Annotated in this window: 14 protein-coding genes and 1 riboswitch; of the genes, 9 read left to right on the top strand and 5 right to left on the bottom strand. The window is 39.6% G+C overall.

The genetic code is table 11. From position 1 onward, the window contains the following. Nucleotides 1-109: 109 nt before the first annotated feature. The 4 genes from nagA to dapF all read right to left on the bottom strand — a co-directional run bounded on the left by nagA (nucleotide 110) and on the right by dapF (nucleotide 4,573). Nucleotides 110-1,207, bottom strand: coding sequence for an N-acetylglucosamine-6-phosphate deacetylase (gene nagA, locus ACO6HM_RS07385; protein ID WP_485390448.1), 1,098 nt, complete (start codon nucleotides 1,205-1,207; stop codon nucleotides 110-112). A gap of 88 nt (nucleotides 1,208-1,295) precedes the next feature. Then, nucleotides 1,296-2,039 (bottom strand): glucosamine-6-phosphate deaminase, encoded by a 744-nt coding sequence (nagB, locus tag ACO6HM_RS07380; protein ID WP_485390447.1) that lies wholly within the window; start codon nucleotides 2,037-2,039, stop codon nucleotides 1,296-1,298. A gap of 181 nt (nucleotides 2,040-2,220) precedes the next feature. Then, nucleotides 2,221-3,684 carry a UDP-N-acetylmuramoyl-tripeptide--D-alanyl-D-alanine ligase gene (locus ACO6HM_RS07375; RefSeq protein WP_485390446.1) on the bottom strand — a complete coding sequence of 488 codons (1,464 nt, stop codon included), beginning with the start codon at nucleotides 3,682-3,684 and terminating at the stop codon, nucleotides 2,221-2,223. A gap of 13 nt (nucleotides 3,685-3,697) precedes the next feature. Beyond that, entirely contained in the window at nucleotides 3,698-4,573 is an 876-nt protein-coding gene (dapF, locus tag ACO6HM_RS07370) for a diaminopimelate epimerase (RefSeq protein WP_485390457.1), read from the bottom strand. 333 nt (nucleotides 4,574-4,906) lie between these two features. Here dapF and ACO6HM_RS07365 point away from each other — a divergent pair, with 333 nt between their 5' ends. From ACO6HM_RS07365 to ACO6HM_RS07325, 9 genes are all read left to right on the top strand, one after another. Beyond that, entirely contained in the window at nucleotides 4,907-5,620 is a 714-nt protein-coding gene (locus tag ACO6HM_RS07365) for an IMP cyclohydrolase (RefSeq protein WP_485390445.1), read from the top strand. Between the two features lie 142 nt (nucleotides 5,621-5,762). Next, nucleotides 5,763-6,941: a phosphoribosylaminoimidazolecarboxamide formyltransferase gene (locus tag ACO6HM_RS07360; RefSeq protein WP_485390444.1), complete on the top strand. Its 1,179-nt coding sequence runs from the start codon at nucleotides 5,763-5,765 to the stop codon at nucleotides 6,939-6,941. 379 nt (nucleotides 6,942-7,320) lie between these two features. Continuing rightward, nucleotides 7,321-8,238: a magnesium transporter CorA family protein gene (locus ACO6HM_RS07355; protein ID WP_485390443.1), complete on the top strand. Its 918-nt coding sequence runs from the start codon at nucleotides 7,321-7,323 to the stop codon at nucleotides 8,236-8,238. Nucleotides 8,239-8,426: 188 nt separating this feature from the next. Next, nucleotides 8,427-10,082, top strand: coding sequence for an ABC-F family ATP-binding cassette domain-containing protein (locus ACO6HM_RS07350; RefSeq protein WP_485390442.1), 1,656 nt, complete (start codon nucleotides 8,427-8,429; stop codon nucleotides 10,080-10,082). A gap of 16 nt (nucleotides 10,083-10,098) precedes the next feature. After that, entirely contained in the window at nucleotides 10,099-11,310 is a 1,212-nt protein-coding gene (locus tag ACO6HM_RS07345) for a MalY/PatB family protein (protein ID WP_485390441.1), read from the top strand. A gap of 251 nt (nucleotides 11,311-11,561) precedes the next feature. Further along, complete coding sequence (locus ACO6HM_RS07340; protein ID WP_485390440.1) at nucleotides 11,562-12,728, top strand: double-cubane-cluster-containing anaerobic reductase; 1,167 nt, start codon at nucleotides 11,562-11,564, stop codon at nucleotides 12,726-12,728. A gap of 130 nt (nucleotides 12,729-12,858) precedes the next feature. Next, the gene (locus ACO6HM_RS07335; protein ID WP_485390439.1) at nucleotides 12,859-13,914 is read left to right on the top strand and encodes an ABC transporter permease; all 1,056 of its coding nucleotides are present in this window, start codon (nucleotides 12,859-12,861) and stop codon (nucleotides 13,912-13,914) included. Continuing rightward, nucleotides 13,914-14,672 carry an ABC transporter ATP-binding protein gene (locus ACO6HM_RS07330; RefSeq protein ID WP_485390438.1) on the top strand — a complete coding sequence of 253 codons (759 nt, stop codon included), beginning with the start codon at nucleotides 13,914-13,916 and terminating at the stop codon, nucleotides 14,670-14,672. Before ACO6HM_RS07335 ends, ACO6HM_RS07330 begins: the two co-directional genes overlap by 1 nt. A gap of 48 nt (nucleotides 14,673-14,720) precedes the next feature. Further along, on the top strand, nucleotides 14,721-15,839 hold the full coding sequence (locus ACO6HM_RS07325; RefSeq protein ID WP_485390437.1) for an ABC transporter substrate-binding protein: 1,119 nt from the start codon (nucleotides 14,721-14,723) through the stop codon (nucleotides 15,837-15,839). Nucleotides 15,840-16,058: 219 nt separating this feature from the next. On the opposite strand, the gene thiT is transcribed toward ACO6HM_RS07325, so the two are convergent. After that, nucleotides 16,059-16,772, bottom strand: a complete 714-nt coding sequence (thiT, locus tag ACO6HM_RS07320; protein ID WP_485390436.1) for an energy-coupled thiamine transporter ThiT — start codon at nucleotides 16,770-16,772, stop codon at nucleotides 16,059-16,061. A gap of 28 nt (nucleotides 16,773-16,800) precedes the next feature. Then, nucleotides 16,801-16,901, bottom strand: a riboswitch (TPP riboswitch). Nucleotides 16,902-17,113: the final 212 nt, after the last annotated feature.

Raw genomic sequence — 17,113 nt, 5'->3', positions numbered from 1 at the left:
TCTTTTGACGCCACATCATTTAATAAAAAAGACAGCTTCCCTGACAGAAATATTTATCAGAGAAACTGCCTCCGTATGTGGTGAGACATTGAGTAACTTGTTTATAAAACTAGATTATTTTAACTATATTTAAGTCCTTATCAAGTAGTAATAAATCCGCATAAGCACCCAGTTTTATTACACCTGCCTTGTCGCCAAGACCTATACTTTTTGCAGGGTTGGTGGAAGCCATTTTAACCGCTGACTTAAGAGGAATTCCCATTTCAACCACATTCTTAAAGCAGGTAAAAAGGTCAGTACAGGAGCCTGCAATAGTGCCATTTTCAAGGGTTGCCTTGTTTCCTGTCTTATTTACCTTCTGTCCTCCAAGAGAATAGGTGCCGTCTTCCATACCTGTAGCCTCCATAGAATCACTTATAAGGATGATTCTATCCTCGCCAAAAAGACGGAAGGTGCTCCTTATCATGCAAGGATGGATATGTACCTTATCACAGATGAGCTCAGCCATAACTCCGGTATTTTCAAAAGCTGCTCCTACTATGCCCGGATCTCTGTGATTGAAGGCAGGCATTGCGTTAAAGAGATGGGTTACATGATTGGCTCCATTCTTAAATGCGGTGTCAGCCTGCTCATAGTTGGCATCAGAATGTCCTACAGAAATGGAAACTTCATTTGCAAGTTCTTTAATAAAGAGGTTAGCTCCTTCAGTCTCAGGAGCAAGGGTTACAAGACGGATATTGCCTCCGCTTACCTCATTGAGCCTTCTAAAGACTTCGACATCAGAATTCATTATATACTTAGGGTTCTGAGCGCCCATCTTTTTAGGAGAGATGAAAGGTCCCTCCATATTGATACCAAGCGCCCTTGCGTGCTTTTTCTCAGGCTTAAAATCTTTGATTGTGGCAAATATACCTGTAAGGCGTTCCTCTGAAAGAGTCATTGAGGTTGGGCAAAAGGCTGTCACACCTTTACTTTTCTCAAACTCAGCTATCTTGTAGAGCCCGTCAAGGTCAGCATCGCAGAAGTCATGTCCCACAGCACCATGAGTATGTACATCCACAAGTCCCGGTATTACATAAAGTCCCTCGGCGTCAATGACTTCGCAGTCCTCAGGTGCCTTATCGGTAATGAACTCACCTTCCACATAGATGTCTCTTTTTTCAAAATCTCCATTTTCGTTATATACTAAACCATTTTTAATTATCATGATATTCTCCGTATTGCTTTGCCAATATTAACTTTTTATACAATATTATTCAAAAAGAAGTTTATGACAAGCTATATAAATCTATTCATTACTTACCAATATGCTTTGCAATAAGAGCATAAGCAGCCTCATCAGCAACTATAGTTACATTGCTGTGGAACTGGAGAGCAGAAGCAGGAACCTCAGGAGTTACAGGGCCGTAAAGCGCCTTGCAGAGTGCATCTGCTTTCTTTTCGCCGGAAGCAATAAGTAAAATGTGCTTAGCAGAGAATATGCTTCCTACACCCATAGAATAAGCAAACTTAGGTACTTCATCTATGGAATTAAAAAGCCTTGAGTTAGCATTTATTGTACTCTCTGTAAGGCTTACCTTATGAGTTCCCTTTGCAAAAGAAGAGTCAGGTTCGTTGAAACCGATATGTCCGTTTTCGCCAAGTCCAAGCAGCTGCAAATCAATAGGACCACGAGTTTTAATAACCTCATCATATCTTGCACATTCCTTAGCCTCATCAGCCTCCATACCGTTTGGAAGGAAGACATTTTCCATATTTATATTTACATGGCTAAAAAGGTTATCCCTCATAAAATAAGCATAACTCTGATTGTGGTCAGCTGAAAGCCCTACATATTCATCGAGGTTGATTGAAGTGATTTCAGAAAAATCTAAATCACCCTTCTTATAGCCTTCTACAAGTAACTTATAAGCCTCAATTGGCGATGAACCTGTAGCAAGACCAAGCACTGAATCAGGCTTCATTACAACCTGAGCAGCTATTATGTTTGCAGCCTTTCTACTCATTTCCTCATAGTTTTTAGTAACAATTACCCTCATAAAACCCTCCTAATTATAATATAAATGATTCAAGTGACAAGGTAAGAATATATAAGAATATAATCAACTTTTATTACCTGCATCATCTTAGTTTTTATGTCCTATAGCATCAACTTTGAAATATCCTTATACGTAGATAAGTATACCCCTTTGCAGTTATAAAAGCAATCTAAATCAGCGTCTACTCATCATTTAATATAGAACTGATTATTTCCTCTGTCTGCATACCTCTTGAACCTTTAACTACGATAGCATCACCTTTTGTTAAGAGGGATTTAAGATAATTAGAGGCTTCTACATTGGTAGAAAAATGTTTTGTGACAGGATTGGTATCAAGGCTTTCAGAGTTTAGAGCAAGTCCTATCTGCTCACTGTCTTTGCCGACTGTTATCAGGTAATCAATTCTACCTTCAGAGTTTTCTTTGTTGTAGGCCTTTATATATTCTCCAACACTATAATGCTCACTTTCAGAGTATTCACCAAGCTCAAGTACATCAGCAAATACTACAAACCGCCTGTGTATAGGCTCTTTGCCGCCACGCATTTCCCCAATAATCTGAACAGAAGCCTTCATAGAGTCAGGGCTTGCATTATAGGTATCATCAATTATGGTAATGCCGTTTGTCTTGATAATGTTTCCTCTGCCTGAAAGTGGTTCATACGCGGCAAGTCCAAGCTTTGACACTGAAGGAGAGATGCCAAGCTTTAGTGCCACAGCAGTTGCAGCCAGTGCATTTCTTACATTATGAAGTCCCAGAGTTTTTAGATGAAGCTGCTCAGTGAGAGGCTTACCGTCTTCATCCTTATAATTTGCCACAAAATCGGTGCCACTGTCGGATATAGTGATGGATGAAGCGTAAAAATCAGCCTCTTTACTTATACCGTAGGTCACAACGTGCTTGACATTAGCAGGCCTGAATTCGCTGTTTTCAGGGACAACCTTAACAAGGAGTTCATCGTCAGCATTTACAAATAGTACACTATCATCCGTAAAACAGTCTGTAATGTGGAGCTTTTCTTTAAGGATATTTTCCTTTGAGCCTAGATTGCCGATATGGGCGGTGCCTACATTGGTAAATATTGCATGAGTTGGCCTGCCTGCATCTGCAAGCTTTTCCATCTCGTGGAATTCACTTATGCCCATTTCTATAATGGCGGCCTCATTACAAGGTTCAAGTCCAAACAAGGTTAAGGGAAGTCCTATGGTAGAGTTGGCATTTCCCTTAGTTTTGTGGACATTAATCGAGGAGAGGGCAGCCGCCACCATTTCCTTTGTGGTGGTCTTACCGACGCTTCCGGTTATGCCAATGAAAGGGATGTTAAATTTCTCACGAAACCAACGGCCTGTATCAAGGAGGGCGGCTTCAGTATCGTCTACCTCGATAGCTGCTGTATCTCCGATATCAGCAGGGAGTTCGTGCCCCTTTTTTATAAAGAAAGCCTTAGCACCATCCTTTACCACCTGAGGGATGAATTTGTGGGCGTCTACCCTTTCTCCGATTATAGGCACAAAAAGTGCATTCTTAAAGGGAAGGCTGTTAATTTCTCTTGAATTGGTGAAGAAGCCGTTTATTTCGGTGTCGCCGTTTCCGTTTAACAGTTTTCCGTTAGCGGCCTTTAATATGTCATTTACGGTAACTTGCATAAATACTCCTTATCTAGATTGTAATGCTGCCACTAAAGACAGTTTCACAAGGGCCTGTCATAAAAATGTGGTCTGTATTTCTATCGTATTTTATAATCAAATCTCCTCCAAGGAGATGAACCCTCACCTCATCATCAGCAAGGCCATTTAACATAGCGGCGTAGGCCGAGGCACAGGCACCGGTACCACATGCAAGAGTTTCGCCCGAACCACGCTCCCAGACACGCATTTCAATTTCATTTCTGTTTATTACCTTTATAAATTCGGTGTTGGTACGATTTGGAAATATCTTGTTAAATTCAAACTTTGGGCCTATAACAGGTAAATCAAGGCTCTTTGTGTCATCTACAAAGGTCACTGCGTGAGGATTTCCCATTGAAATGCAGGTGAGATACCAGTCTTTGCCGTCTACATTTACAGCTTCATTTATAAACTTATCCTTATCAGATATGACAGGGATTTCGCTAGGGGTAAGAATTGGTCTTCCCATATCTACAGTTGCAGCGACAACCTTACCCTCTTTTATCTTTAGTTTCAATATTTTAATACGGTTTTCGGGAATAATTCCTGCTGCCTCTTCTTCCTTAGTACGGACTCCGGTTTCTATGCGGACTTCCTCATTTTTTGTGAGGCCAAAGTCATATACATATTTTCCTACACAGCGGATGCCGTTGCCACACATTTCAGCCTCTGAGCCGTCTGCGTTAAATATCCTCATCCTAAAATCAGCCACAGTAGAAGGGCAGATAAGGATGATGCCGTCACTGCCGATTCCCGTATGCCTGTCTGAGAGTTTTATAGACACTTCAGCAGGATTTTCAAGTTCATTTTTAGTGCAGTCGATGTAGAGATAGTCGTTTTTACAACCATGCATCTTTGTAAACGTTATTTGTTTATCAGCCATATTATCTCCATTTCTGTATGATAGGTGTACTTATGATTTTTTAACCACTATTAATCTAGTGACAAGGGTGTCAAAAGTATTTGGCACCCACATCATTATATTACAAAAACAAATGGAATAAAACCCATAAGTGGATATAAAGAGAAGAACCCCGCCCAAATATCAAACCATAAAAAAATGAGTTTTATTTTATAAGAAAATATAAAGAAGTATTCATATTGAAAACTAATAAAAACTATGATATTCTTAAGTAGAACTTATTATAAAGACTCTAAGCAACTATTGACAAGGCTTTGACATGAATAAACGGAGGATGACATGGTTTCAATTGGTGAAGTATTATCGGCTAAAACTTATCCCGGAAGAGGAATAGTAGTAGGTAAAAGTAAGGACGGCAAAAAGGCTATGACTGCTTACTTTATTATGGGAAGAAGTGAAAACAGCAGGAATAGGATATTTGTGGAAGAGGGCGAGGGAATAAGGACAGAGGCCTTCGATGAAACCAAGCTTTCAGATCCGAGTCTAATAATATATTCACCTGTCAAGGTTATTGGAAAGAAAACAATAATTACCAATGGAGACCAGACGGATACGGTTTATAATTATATGACAGCAGGTAAATGCTTTAACTCGGCTCTTATGAGCAGGGAATTTGAGCCTGATGCACCTAACTATACACCTAGAATATCAGCCTTAGTAGATGTCAGTGGAAATTCACTTCACTTAAGGATGAGTATACTTAAGAGTGATGACGGCAATCCTGACTGTTGCAACAGATATTTTTATGATTATAGCAATCTCCCTGCGGGTGAAGGTAGATTTATTCACACCTACAAAGAAGACATAGAGCCTCTTCCAAGCTTTGAGGGTGAACCTGCTAAGGTAAGTCTTTGTGGAAGTATAGATGAATTTACTGAGAGTATTTGGAAGAGCCTAAATGAAGCTAATAAAGTGTCATTGTTTACAAGGTTTATAGACATAGAAACCGGAGAATATGAGACTAGAATAGTAAATAAGAATCAGGCTAATTAGTATAAGTACAAAGAAAAAATCTTACATAATAAAGTGAGTAGCTTGATAGATAACCTGATTTAGCTGTAATCGGTATGTAGATGATGCTAAATATTAATCAGATATTGATAGATATAGGTGAAAATTAAAAGGAGAGTGCATTATGAATGAAATGGAGCTTAAGTACGGCTGTAATCCTAATCAGAAACCAAGCAGAATATTTATGGAAAATGGAGCAGAGCTTCCTGTTAAGGTGATTTGCGGAAAACCGGGATATATCAACTTCTTAGACGCATTTAATGGAATCCAGCTTGTAATGGAACTTAAGAAAGCTACAGGACTTCCTGCTGCAACCAGCTTTAAGCATGTATCTCCTGCAGGAGCTGCAATAGGAAAGCCACTTACAGAGGATTTGAAGAAAGTTTACAGAGTAGAGGATATGGGTGAGATGAGCCTCTTAGCCTGTGCTTACGCAAGGGCAAGGGGGGCTGACAGAATGTCTTCTTTCGGTGACTTTATAGCTCTTTCTGATGTGTGTGATGCTGATACTGCAATGATAATCAAAAAAGAAGTTTCAGACGGTATCATAGCACCGGGATATACACAAGAAGCCCTTGAGATACTAAAGCAGAAGAAAAAAGGAAATTATAATATTATAGAAATAGATGAAAACTACAAGCCTGAGCCTATAGAGAAAAAACAGGTTTTTGGTATAACATTTGAGCAGGGCAGGAATGAATTTAAGATAGATACTGAGCTTTTTAAGAACATAGTAAGTGAGAATAAAAATCTTCCTAAAGAAGCTCTCGATGATCTCATTGTTGCTATGATTACACTTAAATACACCCAGTCAAACTCTGTCTGCTATGCAAAAGACGGACAGGCTATAGGAATTGGAGCAGGGCAGCAGAGCCGTATTCACTGTACCAGGCTTGCAGGAAGTAAGGCTGATGTATGGTGGCTTAGACAGGCACCACAGACTCTTAATCTTAAATTCCTAGAAGGACTGGGAAGAGCTGATGTGGACAATGCCATCGACCTTTATGTAGGGGATGAGAGCGAAGACCTCTTAAGAGACGGTGTATGGGAGAATTTCTTTGAGGTAAAGCCTCCTGTATTTACAAGGGAGGAAAAGAGAGAGTGGCTTAATAAAAATGAAAATGTAGCCCTTGCTTCTGATGCCTTCTTCCCGTTTGGAGATAATATTGAGAGGGCTCATAAGAGTGGCGTGAAGTACATTGCCGAACCTGGCGGCTCAGTAAGAGATGACAGCGTAATAGAAACGTGCAACAAGTATGACATGGTACTTTGCTTTACCGGAATGAGACTTTTCCACCATTAAATGTGAGAGTTAGCGAAAACTCTGAAGTATAGTACTAAAATAAATTTTTATGTAAGTAAGTTTGCGCGGATTTTTTATACTTATGACATTTATGCTATAAAAAACTGCCACAGTCAGCCTATAAACACAAAAGTAGTTGGAAAATATGTGTTAATAGCTGTATTGTGGCAGTTTGTTTTGTTTCACCCCGTAGCGAGTATGAAATTTATTATTATGAGCGTAACCAGGATACCTCTCTGAAAGCCATTATTCTACGCGTCCCAAGCCTGCAAAACTAAAATATTATTCTAAGCGTGACTTAAATGGGGTGAATGTGATATACTGATACAGGTTTTAAGCAAAACAACAAAGTTTCACAATATAATTTTAGGAGAAATTAATGTATTACAAGATTAGAAATACCTTAGAAGAAATAAGAGCAGAAGAGATATTTGATGGAGAAGAATGCTATGTAGCAGTAGTTAGTCCTAAAGAGTGGACAAGAGATAAAGAAAAATTTAACATGGGAATCGACCTCGAGTTCGAGATAGAAAATCTATTTATGACTAAGGCAGAAGTCAATTATGACTCGCTGACGGGAAGCTTTATTATACCGGATAGGTCAGACTTGCTTGAAAGCAGCAATAGATTTGCCTTTGCCCTTGATGAAAGAGGAATTGTATTTATAGACCACGATGGCTATGCGTCATCGCTCGTAAAAAGAATTGCAGCCACTAAAAAATGGCGCTATCCGGGCCTTGAAAGATTCATATACGATTTCCTAGAGACAATAATTAGCGGCGACTTAAATATGCTTGAAAGATACGAAGATGAAATCACTGGTATAGAAGACAGGATACTTGAGGGAAATCTTACAGGGGAACTTGAAAGAAATAACGAAATTAGAGGGGAACTTCTGAAACTAAAAATGTACTATGAACAGCTGATTGACCTGGGACAGGAACTTGCAGAAAATGAAAATGATTTCTTCTTGTCCGATAACCTTAGATTCTTTGAGCTTTTCACTGCCAGGGTCACAAGACTCCAAGGCTTAGTGTCTACTCTTAAAGAATATACCATGCAGGTTAGAGAACTATACCAGTCAGAGCTTTCAGTAAAGCAAAACCGAATAATGACAGTATTAACAGTGGTTACGACCATTATTATGCCACTGACTCTTGTTACAGGCTGGTATGGAATGAACTTTAAGTACATGCCGGAACTGGATTCTCCACTTGCATATCCCATTGTAATTGGAGTGGTTATACTTATGGCAATCAGTGGAATAATATATTTCAAGAAGAAAAAATGGCTATAAATTGCTAAGCTAATGAAAAATCACAAAACTATCGAAATTCAGCAGAATAAATGATATAATGATACAGGTGTCAAAAGTATAAGAATTCGCTTGGGGCTTACTTGAGGGAGAATTCATTATCTTTTGATGTGCAAAATATGGTAAAGTAGCATTTTTGTAAAAACTAAGCTTTTGAAAGGAAAATTAAAATGATTCAGGCAAGCAACATTACTTTGAGACTTGGTAAAAAGGCACTTTTTGAAGATGTAAATATCAAGTTTACAGAAGGCAACTGTTATGGACTTATTGGAGCAAATGGAACAGGTAAATCTACCTTCCTTAGGATATTATCGGGGCAGTTAGAGCCTACCACAGGCGAGGTTATTATAACTCCGGGGCAGAGACTTTCATTTCTGCAGCAGGATCATTTTAAGTATGACGCATATCCTGTACTTGATACAGTAATCATGGGAAATAAAAGACTTTATGACATAATGAAGGAAAAAGAAGCCATCTATGCTAAAGAAGACTTTACAGATGAAGACGGTATAAGAGCAAGTGAACTGGAGGGAGAATTCGCTACAATGAATGGCTGGGAGGCAGAATCTGATGCGGCTACCCTTCTTAACGGACTTGGCATAGATACAGAGTATCATTATATGATGATGAGCGAGATAGAGGCGTCTAAAAAGGTTAAGATTCTTCTTGCTCAGGCGCTCTTTGGAAACCCTGATATCCTCCTCCTTGACGAGCCTACCAACCACCTTGACATGGATGCAATAGGCTGGCTTGAGGAGTTCCTTATCAGCTTTGAAAATACCGTAATTGTAGTTTCACACGACCGTTATTTCCTCAATAAGGTATGTACACATACAGCGGACATTGACTATGGCAAGATTCAGCTTTACGCAGGAAACTATGACTTCTGGTATGAGTCCAGCCAGCTTATGATTCGTCAGCAGAAGGAAGCAAATAAAAAGAAAGAAGAAAAAATCAAAGAACTTCAGGAATTTATCCAGAGATTCTCTGCTAATGCAAGTAAGTCTAAGCAGGCTACAAGTAGAAAGAGGGCTTTGGAGAAGATTGAGCTTGATGACATTAAGCCATCCAGCCGTAAGTATCCTTATATAGATTTCCGTCCTGCCAGAGAGATAGGTAATGAAGTACTTACAGTTAGCGGAATATCTAAGACAGTTGACGGCGTAAAGGTACTTGACAATATCTCCTTTGTTGTAGGAAGGGAAGACAAGATAGCCTTCGTAGGCCCAAATGTAAAAGCTATATCCACTTTATTTAAGATACTTGCAGGAGAAATGGAACCTGATGAGGGTGATTATAAGTGGGGAGTAACCACTACTCAGGGCTATTTCCCTAAGGACAATACGGAGCTTTTCAAGGGAAATGAGAATATTACTGAGTTCCTTTTGCCATTTTCACCTGAAAAAGATGCAACCTATGTAAGAAACTTCCTGGGACGTATGCTTTTCCCCGGAGATGCAGGTATAAAGCAGGTTAAGGTTCTCTCCGGTGGTGAGAGGGTTAGAGTTCTTCTTTCTAAGATGATGATAATGGCTACAAATGTCCTCATCCTTGATGAGCCTACCAACCACCTTGATATGGAGGCCATTACCTCATTAAATAACGCAGTAATCAAGTTCCCGGGAGTTGTACTCTTTACCTCTCAGGACCACCAGTTCATACAGACTATTGCAAACAGAATTATAGAAATTACACCACACGGCCTCATTGATAAGGTAAGTACCTATGATGAGTATCTTGCAAATGATGAGATGGCTAGAAAGCGCCAGATTATGACTATTTCAGAAGAAGAACTTGCTGAAAATGAAGGTAGTGAAGAAGAGTAAGCGGAGGTTGTGAAAGATGAAGTATGATTTTACATCTATAATTGACAGAAAAGGTAAAGATGCTCTGGCTGTTGACCTGATTCCAATGTTTTTGGAAGGAGAGAATCCTGTTAAGGTAAGAGAAGGCTTTGATATGATTCCAATGTGGGTTGCGGATATGAATTTCCCTGTTCTTCCCACTATTACGGATGCGATTATAGAGAGGGCAAACCATCCGACCTTTGGCTATTTTGAGACAAGGGATGAGTATTATGACAGCATAATCAGATGGCAGGAGATTAGAAACGGCGTAAAGGGCATAAAAAAAGAGTATATAGGGTATGAAAATGGAGTTCTTGGAGGAGTAGCTACTGCTCTTCATGTGTTTTGCTCTCAGGGGGATAGTGTACTAGTACATGCCCCTACCTATATAGGCTTTACAGGAGTTCTTAAGAATAACGGATATAACATAGTACACAGCTACCTTAAAAAGGATGAAGAAGGCATCTGGCGTATGGACTTTGAGGATATGGAAAGAAAGATTGTTGAAAATAATATTCATACAGCCATTTTTTGTTCACCTCACAATCCTACGGGCCGTGTCTGGGAAAAATGGGAGCTTGAGAAGGTAATGGAGCTTTATAAGAAGCATGATGTAATGGTTATTTCAGATGAAATCTGGTCGGATATCATACTTAGCGGATACAAACACATACCTACCCAGAGCATATCTGAGGATGCAAAGAACCGTACAGTTGCATTTTATGCGCCGTCAAAGACATTTAACCTTGCAGGACTTATAGGCAGCTATCATATCATATATAATGACAGAATCAGACATAGAATTGAGAAAGAAGCCTCTCTTGGGCATTACAATTCGATAAATGTACTTTCAATGCATTCACTTATAGGAGCTTACAAGGATGAGGGCTATGAGTGGGTGGATGAGCTTAGAGAGGTAATAAGAGAAAATGTTAACTTTGCCTGTGACTATATAGAAACTAAGTTTAAAGGAGTGAAGGTTGCGAGACCTCAGGGTACATACATGCTCTTTATAGACTGTGAAGAATGGTGCAAAGAGAAGGGTAAAACTCTCGAAGAACTACTTAGAATGGGATTTGAGGCAGGGGTAATCTGGCAGGACGGTAAAGCCTTTAATGGAGAGTGGAGCATAAGGATGAACCTTGCTTCACCAAAATCAAGGATAGTGGAAGCCTTTGAACGCTTAGATAAATATGTATTCAATTAATAATGTAAATGTCGCTTACGCGACCCGCCACAGGCGATGAATCCTGCGAAGCAGGATTCTTTTTTTAAACACTAAAATTTCAGTGAAATCTAACTGTGCAGATATGCGGATATTGCTTTTGTGACCATAACACTTATATAAAATAAATATAAATATCTGAATTTATTGTGTTTTTTTATCTTTCTTTTAACTAAACAGCATTTATTGTATACTATTTAGGTTAGAAAATGCTTTATTGAGGAGGTAGTATTGTGGATACAACTGTATGTAAAGAGGGACAAGAAATTTGGGAGGATTACGAAGAAAAGCGTAAAGCAGGCTTTATAAAGGCTATGGAGTTTAAAAAAAAGGGTGGGAAGATAGCTGGCTGCCTTTGCGCTTACACACCTGTTGAAATCCTTGAGGCTGCGGGGATGGCGTCAATTGGGCTTTGTGGTACAAGCCAGGAGACTATTCCTGACGCTGAAAGGGTGTTGCCTAAGACTATATGCCCGCTGATAAAGTCAACCTATGGCTTCGCACTTACTAAGAAATGTCCATATACATATTTTTCAGACATCATAATAGGTGAAACTACCTGTGACGGCAAGAAAAAGATGTATGAGCTTTTGGGAGAGATTAAGGATGTACATATTCTTCACCTTCCTCAGGGAAAAGATGTACCTTATGCAAAAAAGATGTGGTACGAAGAATGTGTAAGACTTAAAGAAGCATTAGAGGAAAAATTTGGAATCACTATCACAGATGAAGCCTTAAGAAATGCTGTAAGAAAGAGAAACCATGCCAGAAAGCTAATGTGTGAACTCTATGCTATGCAAAAGGCTGAGCCTCCTATGATGAAGGGAATCGATATGATGCTTAGCATCCAGAAGGAAACCTTTGCTATGAGCGTAGATGACTATATAGCTGATATGGAAAAACTGATAGCTGATGCAAAAAGAGTCTACTTAGAGGATGGTGAAAGACCAGTATCAGCTGATGCCAAGAGGATTCTCCTTACAGGCTGTCCAAGCGGAGGCCTTATTGAAAAGGTTGTAATGACAATTGAGTCACTTGGAGGAGTTGTAGTCTGTCGAAATGACTGCTCAGGAGAGAGAAGCCAGAGCTTTTTAATAGATGAAAATGCAGAGAATATCATGGAAGCCATAAGCGATAGATATTTAAAAATCGATTGCTCTGTAATGACACCAAATACAGGAAGATATGAAGATACCTTAAACATGATAGAAAAGTACAAGGTAGACGGAGTAATAGATATAGTTTTGACGGGCTGTCATACCTTCAATATAGAAACACATACGATGTCAAAGATAATGAAGGAAAATGATATTCCTTATATGAAGCTTGAAACCGATTATGCTTTAGCAGACAAGGGGCAGATTGACACCAGAATAGGCGCATTTATAGAGATGCTTTAAGGATTATTGCGAGTCATTTATTGAATATTTCAATAAATGACTCTTTTAATAATAAACAAAAATTAGCCAGATAAGCAGGGTGGTGGTACAATTAAATTGTGCTGTTAAGACAAAAAGGGGGACTTATGAGGTGTCAGAAAAAGATATAATAAACAAACAAACTACTGCCGGTTTAACAAAGGACGAACTTTGGGAAATTGAAGAAAATAATAAGAGCAGACATCAAAAGATACTTGACTTCATCATATCTTTTTTTCCTATAGTATGTTTTGCTATAGCAGTTCTTGAGTATATATTGGTACCTGACAAATATCCAAATGCAAATCCTGAGAGATACCTGATTTTACTTTCACTTCCCATAGCTGTATACGTATGTAGGCTTATTCATGCGATTTTGCTCTATAAAAAAGGGAATAGAAAGAAATTTGCAAAAGTAAGATTCAAGGCACCATTTCTATCTGCAATTTTCTTATTTTTAGCTCTTTTTGATGTGCTTACATTGAAAACAGGAATACTTTTATATCCATTTATACCTTGGGTAAATGACATTATAAATGCTGCAATTTTAGATAGAGAACAGCTTACGATATGTACCTTATTTACACTAAGACTGTTGTTTACAGGCTATTTTTGCGGCGTTGTACTTGGGATTATAACCGGTGTAGCAAGTGGTTATAGTGAAAAGGTAAGATACTGGATAAATCCTATTGTAAAGGTGCTTGGCCCCATACCTACAGCTACCTGGATTCCTCTTATTATGATACTTGCAAGCTCACTTATGGCAGGCTCAGTCTTTATAGTGGGTCTTGGAACCTGGTTTGCAGTTACAATAGCAACTACATCGGGAATATCAAATGTGGACAAATCCTACTACGAAGTTGCCAAAACCCTCGGCTCTTCTGATCGCCAGCTGGTATTTAATATAGCAATTCCACATGCCATGCCCAATATTTTACAGGGAATGACACAGGGAATGAGCTCTGCCTGTATTTCGCTTATGATAGCTGAGATGCTTGGTGTAGAGGCGGGACTTGGCTGGTACATAACCTGGGCAAAGGCTTGGGCAGCCTACAACAAGATGTTTGCGGCAATAGTAATCATCTGTATAGTATTCAATATAGTAACAAGGGTGCTGGATAGAATTAAGAATTATATTCTCCGCTGGCAGATAGGAGTGGTGAAATAATGAGTGAAGCAATAGAATTAAAACTTAAAGATGTTTCAAAAAGCTTTTCAAGGGTAGATTCTACAGAAGTTACCAACGCAGTAACAGATGTAAATGTTAGCATGTATAATGGTGAGTTTGTAAGTCTTGTAGGTACTTCAGGCTGTGGAAAGTCAACTATCTTAAGAATGATAGCGGGTCTTATAGCTCCTACTACAGGCGAAATTACCATAAATGGAGACAAGATAACCACTCCGGGCCCCGATATAGGTATGGTTTTTCAAAAGCCTACACTATTTCCCTGGCTTACAGTTGAGGACAATGTAGCCTTCAGCCTGAAGATGCAGGGAAAGCTAAAAGAGGGTATGGAAGATGTTCAGAGACTTATAAAGGTAATAGGCCTTGAGAAATTTAAGAAAGATTATCCGGGACAGCTTTCAGGGGGAATGGCTCAGAGAGTAGCTCTTGCAAGGGCAATGATAAGCAAACCGAGAATTCTTCTTATGGATGAACCTCTCGGAGCCTTAGATGCATTTACCAGGATGAATATGCAAAATGAGATACTCGATATGTGGCAGGTAAATAAGCAGTTAGTTGTCATGGTGACACACGATATAGATGAGGCGATTCATATGAGCAGCAGGATATTAGTAATGGAAGCTCATCCGGGAAGAATACGCGAGGAAATAAAGATAGATATGGATTATCCTCGTAACCGAAGCAGTTCTTCATTTGTGGAGTACCGTAATCATATACTTGATTTACTGCACTTCGCTTAGATATAGGTGTCCTTGGCACCAAAAATAATAAAATTAAAGGAGGCAAAAATGAAGAAGGTATTAAGTATTGCACTTTGTGCGGTGGTAGCATTTTCGGTGGTTGGATGCGGGGCTAAGAGTAGTACAGACAGCGCTAAAACATCATCAAAGACAGAGGTGTCAACTAGTCAGTCCGCGTCTAAGTCCTCTGCGGCATCTACAGCTGCGTCCGCTAAAAGCTCTGTGGCATCTACTGTGAATACAGCTGATGAAGAGGCTTGGAAGAAGGAGCCTGCCTACGGTAAAACTCTTAAGTTTTTAACCGGAGACGGATGTACTTCAGCAGTTAACGTAGCACAGGAGCTTGGATACTATAAGGAGCAGGGACTTACAGTTGAAGGCTTTAAGGGCGACTCTGATGTGGAAGCAATAGGGACCAATCAGGTTCAGATAGCCATCGGCCACATTGCTAAGTCTATGGTTCCTGCAACAAACGGCGTAAACCTTTGCTTTGTTGGCGGTGCACACCTACTTACAGGCTGCAAGGCAATGTACGTGCTTGATGAGAGCAACTATAAGAGCTATGATGACCTAAAGGGTAAGTCAATTTCCGCGCCAAGCGGCATAGGAACAGCCGACTACAATATCTCTGCAAGACTTTTTATAGAGGCAGGTATTGACCCTCTTAAGGACTTAAAGATAGTACAGGTAGAAAAGGATGCCTGTGTAGCAGCCATGAAGAGTGGCGAGATAGCAGCGGCTCTTCTTCCTGAGTCATATGGCTATCCTCTTGTTAAGCAGGGACTGCTTCGCAAGGTAGAGTCTGCTGACGGCAACAGCAGAAACGAGCTTTGCTGTATAGTTATGATGAACAAAGACTTTATAAAAGAGAATCCTATTACTTCTGCGAAGATGGCTTCAGCAGTTAAAAAGGCACTTAAGTGGATGGGAGACAATCCTGAGGAGTGTACAAAGCTGCTTATGAAGATAGGACTTAACGGAAGTGACTATGATATGAACCTTGAACTAAATGAGCTTATGCAGTTTGGTAAGCAGACAGATGAATATACAACTGAGCAGATGAAGAGCATAGTTGACGGTTATATAAATGCTAAGCTAATTACTGCGACAACTGATGCAGATGCAGTATACAAGAGCATTTGGAATCCTATTGGAAGCGCTGAATAAGGCCCCTTAAATTTGGCCTTGTGCCTTTTGCATACCTTTTATGGGAGAAGCCTTTGGAAAACGTTTTATCCAATATGCATTCTCCCAAAATAAAAAAGCTGCCATACAAGAAGATTTTTCAAGTATGACAGCTTTTTGTATTTTATTAGCTTAAAGCAGTTGGTTTCTCACATTGCCTTATAAATGCTGTATTCTCATACGGTTTATTTGTATCAGACTCTATTTAACCACAGCATGTCCGGTATTCCAGCTTGAGTAAGTGGCCTTTGACCTTACATAGGACATAGCTTTGCTTACAGCAGGTATGCTTATAATAATCATTGTAGCTACAGCCTCAGGAACTATGTAGGTTGCGTTATATCCAAGTGAATATACTAAGGCAGGTGTGCCCTCAGGTGCATAATTTCCAAAGAAAACAACTCCCGATATAAAGGCAAAGATATATCTTCCAAGTACTCCCACAATGTAGCCCTTGAGTAAGCCGTTTTTCTTCTCACAGAAAAGGCCTGAAAGACCGAGGGCTCCAAAGGCAAGAGGATAATCAGTAAGCAGCTGGATAGGGCTGTAGAACACAGGATCAGCCAAGAACTGAAGCAGTCCGTAGGCAAAGCCTGTCATAAGTCCTGCCTTCAGTCCGTACCAATATCCTATGAGCACAATGAAAAGCATGCTAAAAAGTGTAATAGAGCCTCCCATTGGGAGTCTGGTAAACTTGATTTCAGCGGTTACTATTGCCAGTGCCATAGCGGCAGCTGAAAAGACCAGCTGGGTAGTTGCCATTGCTCTTACCTTGCCTGCTGTCTTAGGCCTTAAGACGATGGCTATTGCAATGAGCAAAGCTATGAGGACTCCTACGGTTATAAGTCCGTATGGTGTCAGTTTGAATACATTTTCACCCCAGTCATTTACGGTTGGTGTTGCTAAAAAAGACATAAAAAAACCTCCTTCACAGTCTGGCGTAAGGAGATTATCTTTGCTTCCTTACGCCGGTATTATCCGGTTCAAGTATTAAGGGTCTGAAGCTTTGCTTCATCTCAGCCTAAGGCTCCCCTAGCAGACACAATTATACTACTGCAATTTTTATTTGTCAAATGAAAATTACTATCAATTAAGTCGAGAAATTAAGAATCAATATCATTTATCAGATAATTTTGCGAAATGTTTTTAAAAACATTCACAATTTGATTGAAATTAGTATCGGTAAATGTTAGAATTCCAATTGAGGCTTGTCAGAGTGCGGTAAGACATAGAATAAGCGTAAAGGACTGACAAAG

The sequence above is a fragment of the Catonella sp. genome (assembly GCF_057250765.1).
This window is presented reverse-complemented; position numbering and strand designations above follow the sequence as displayed.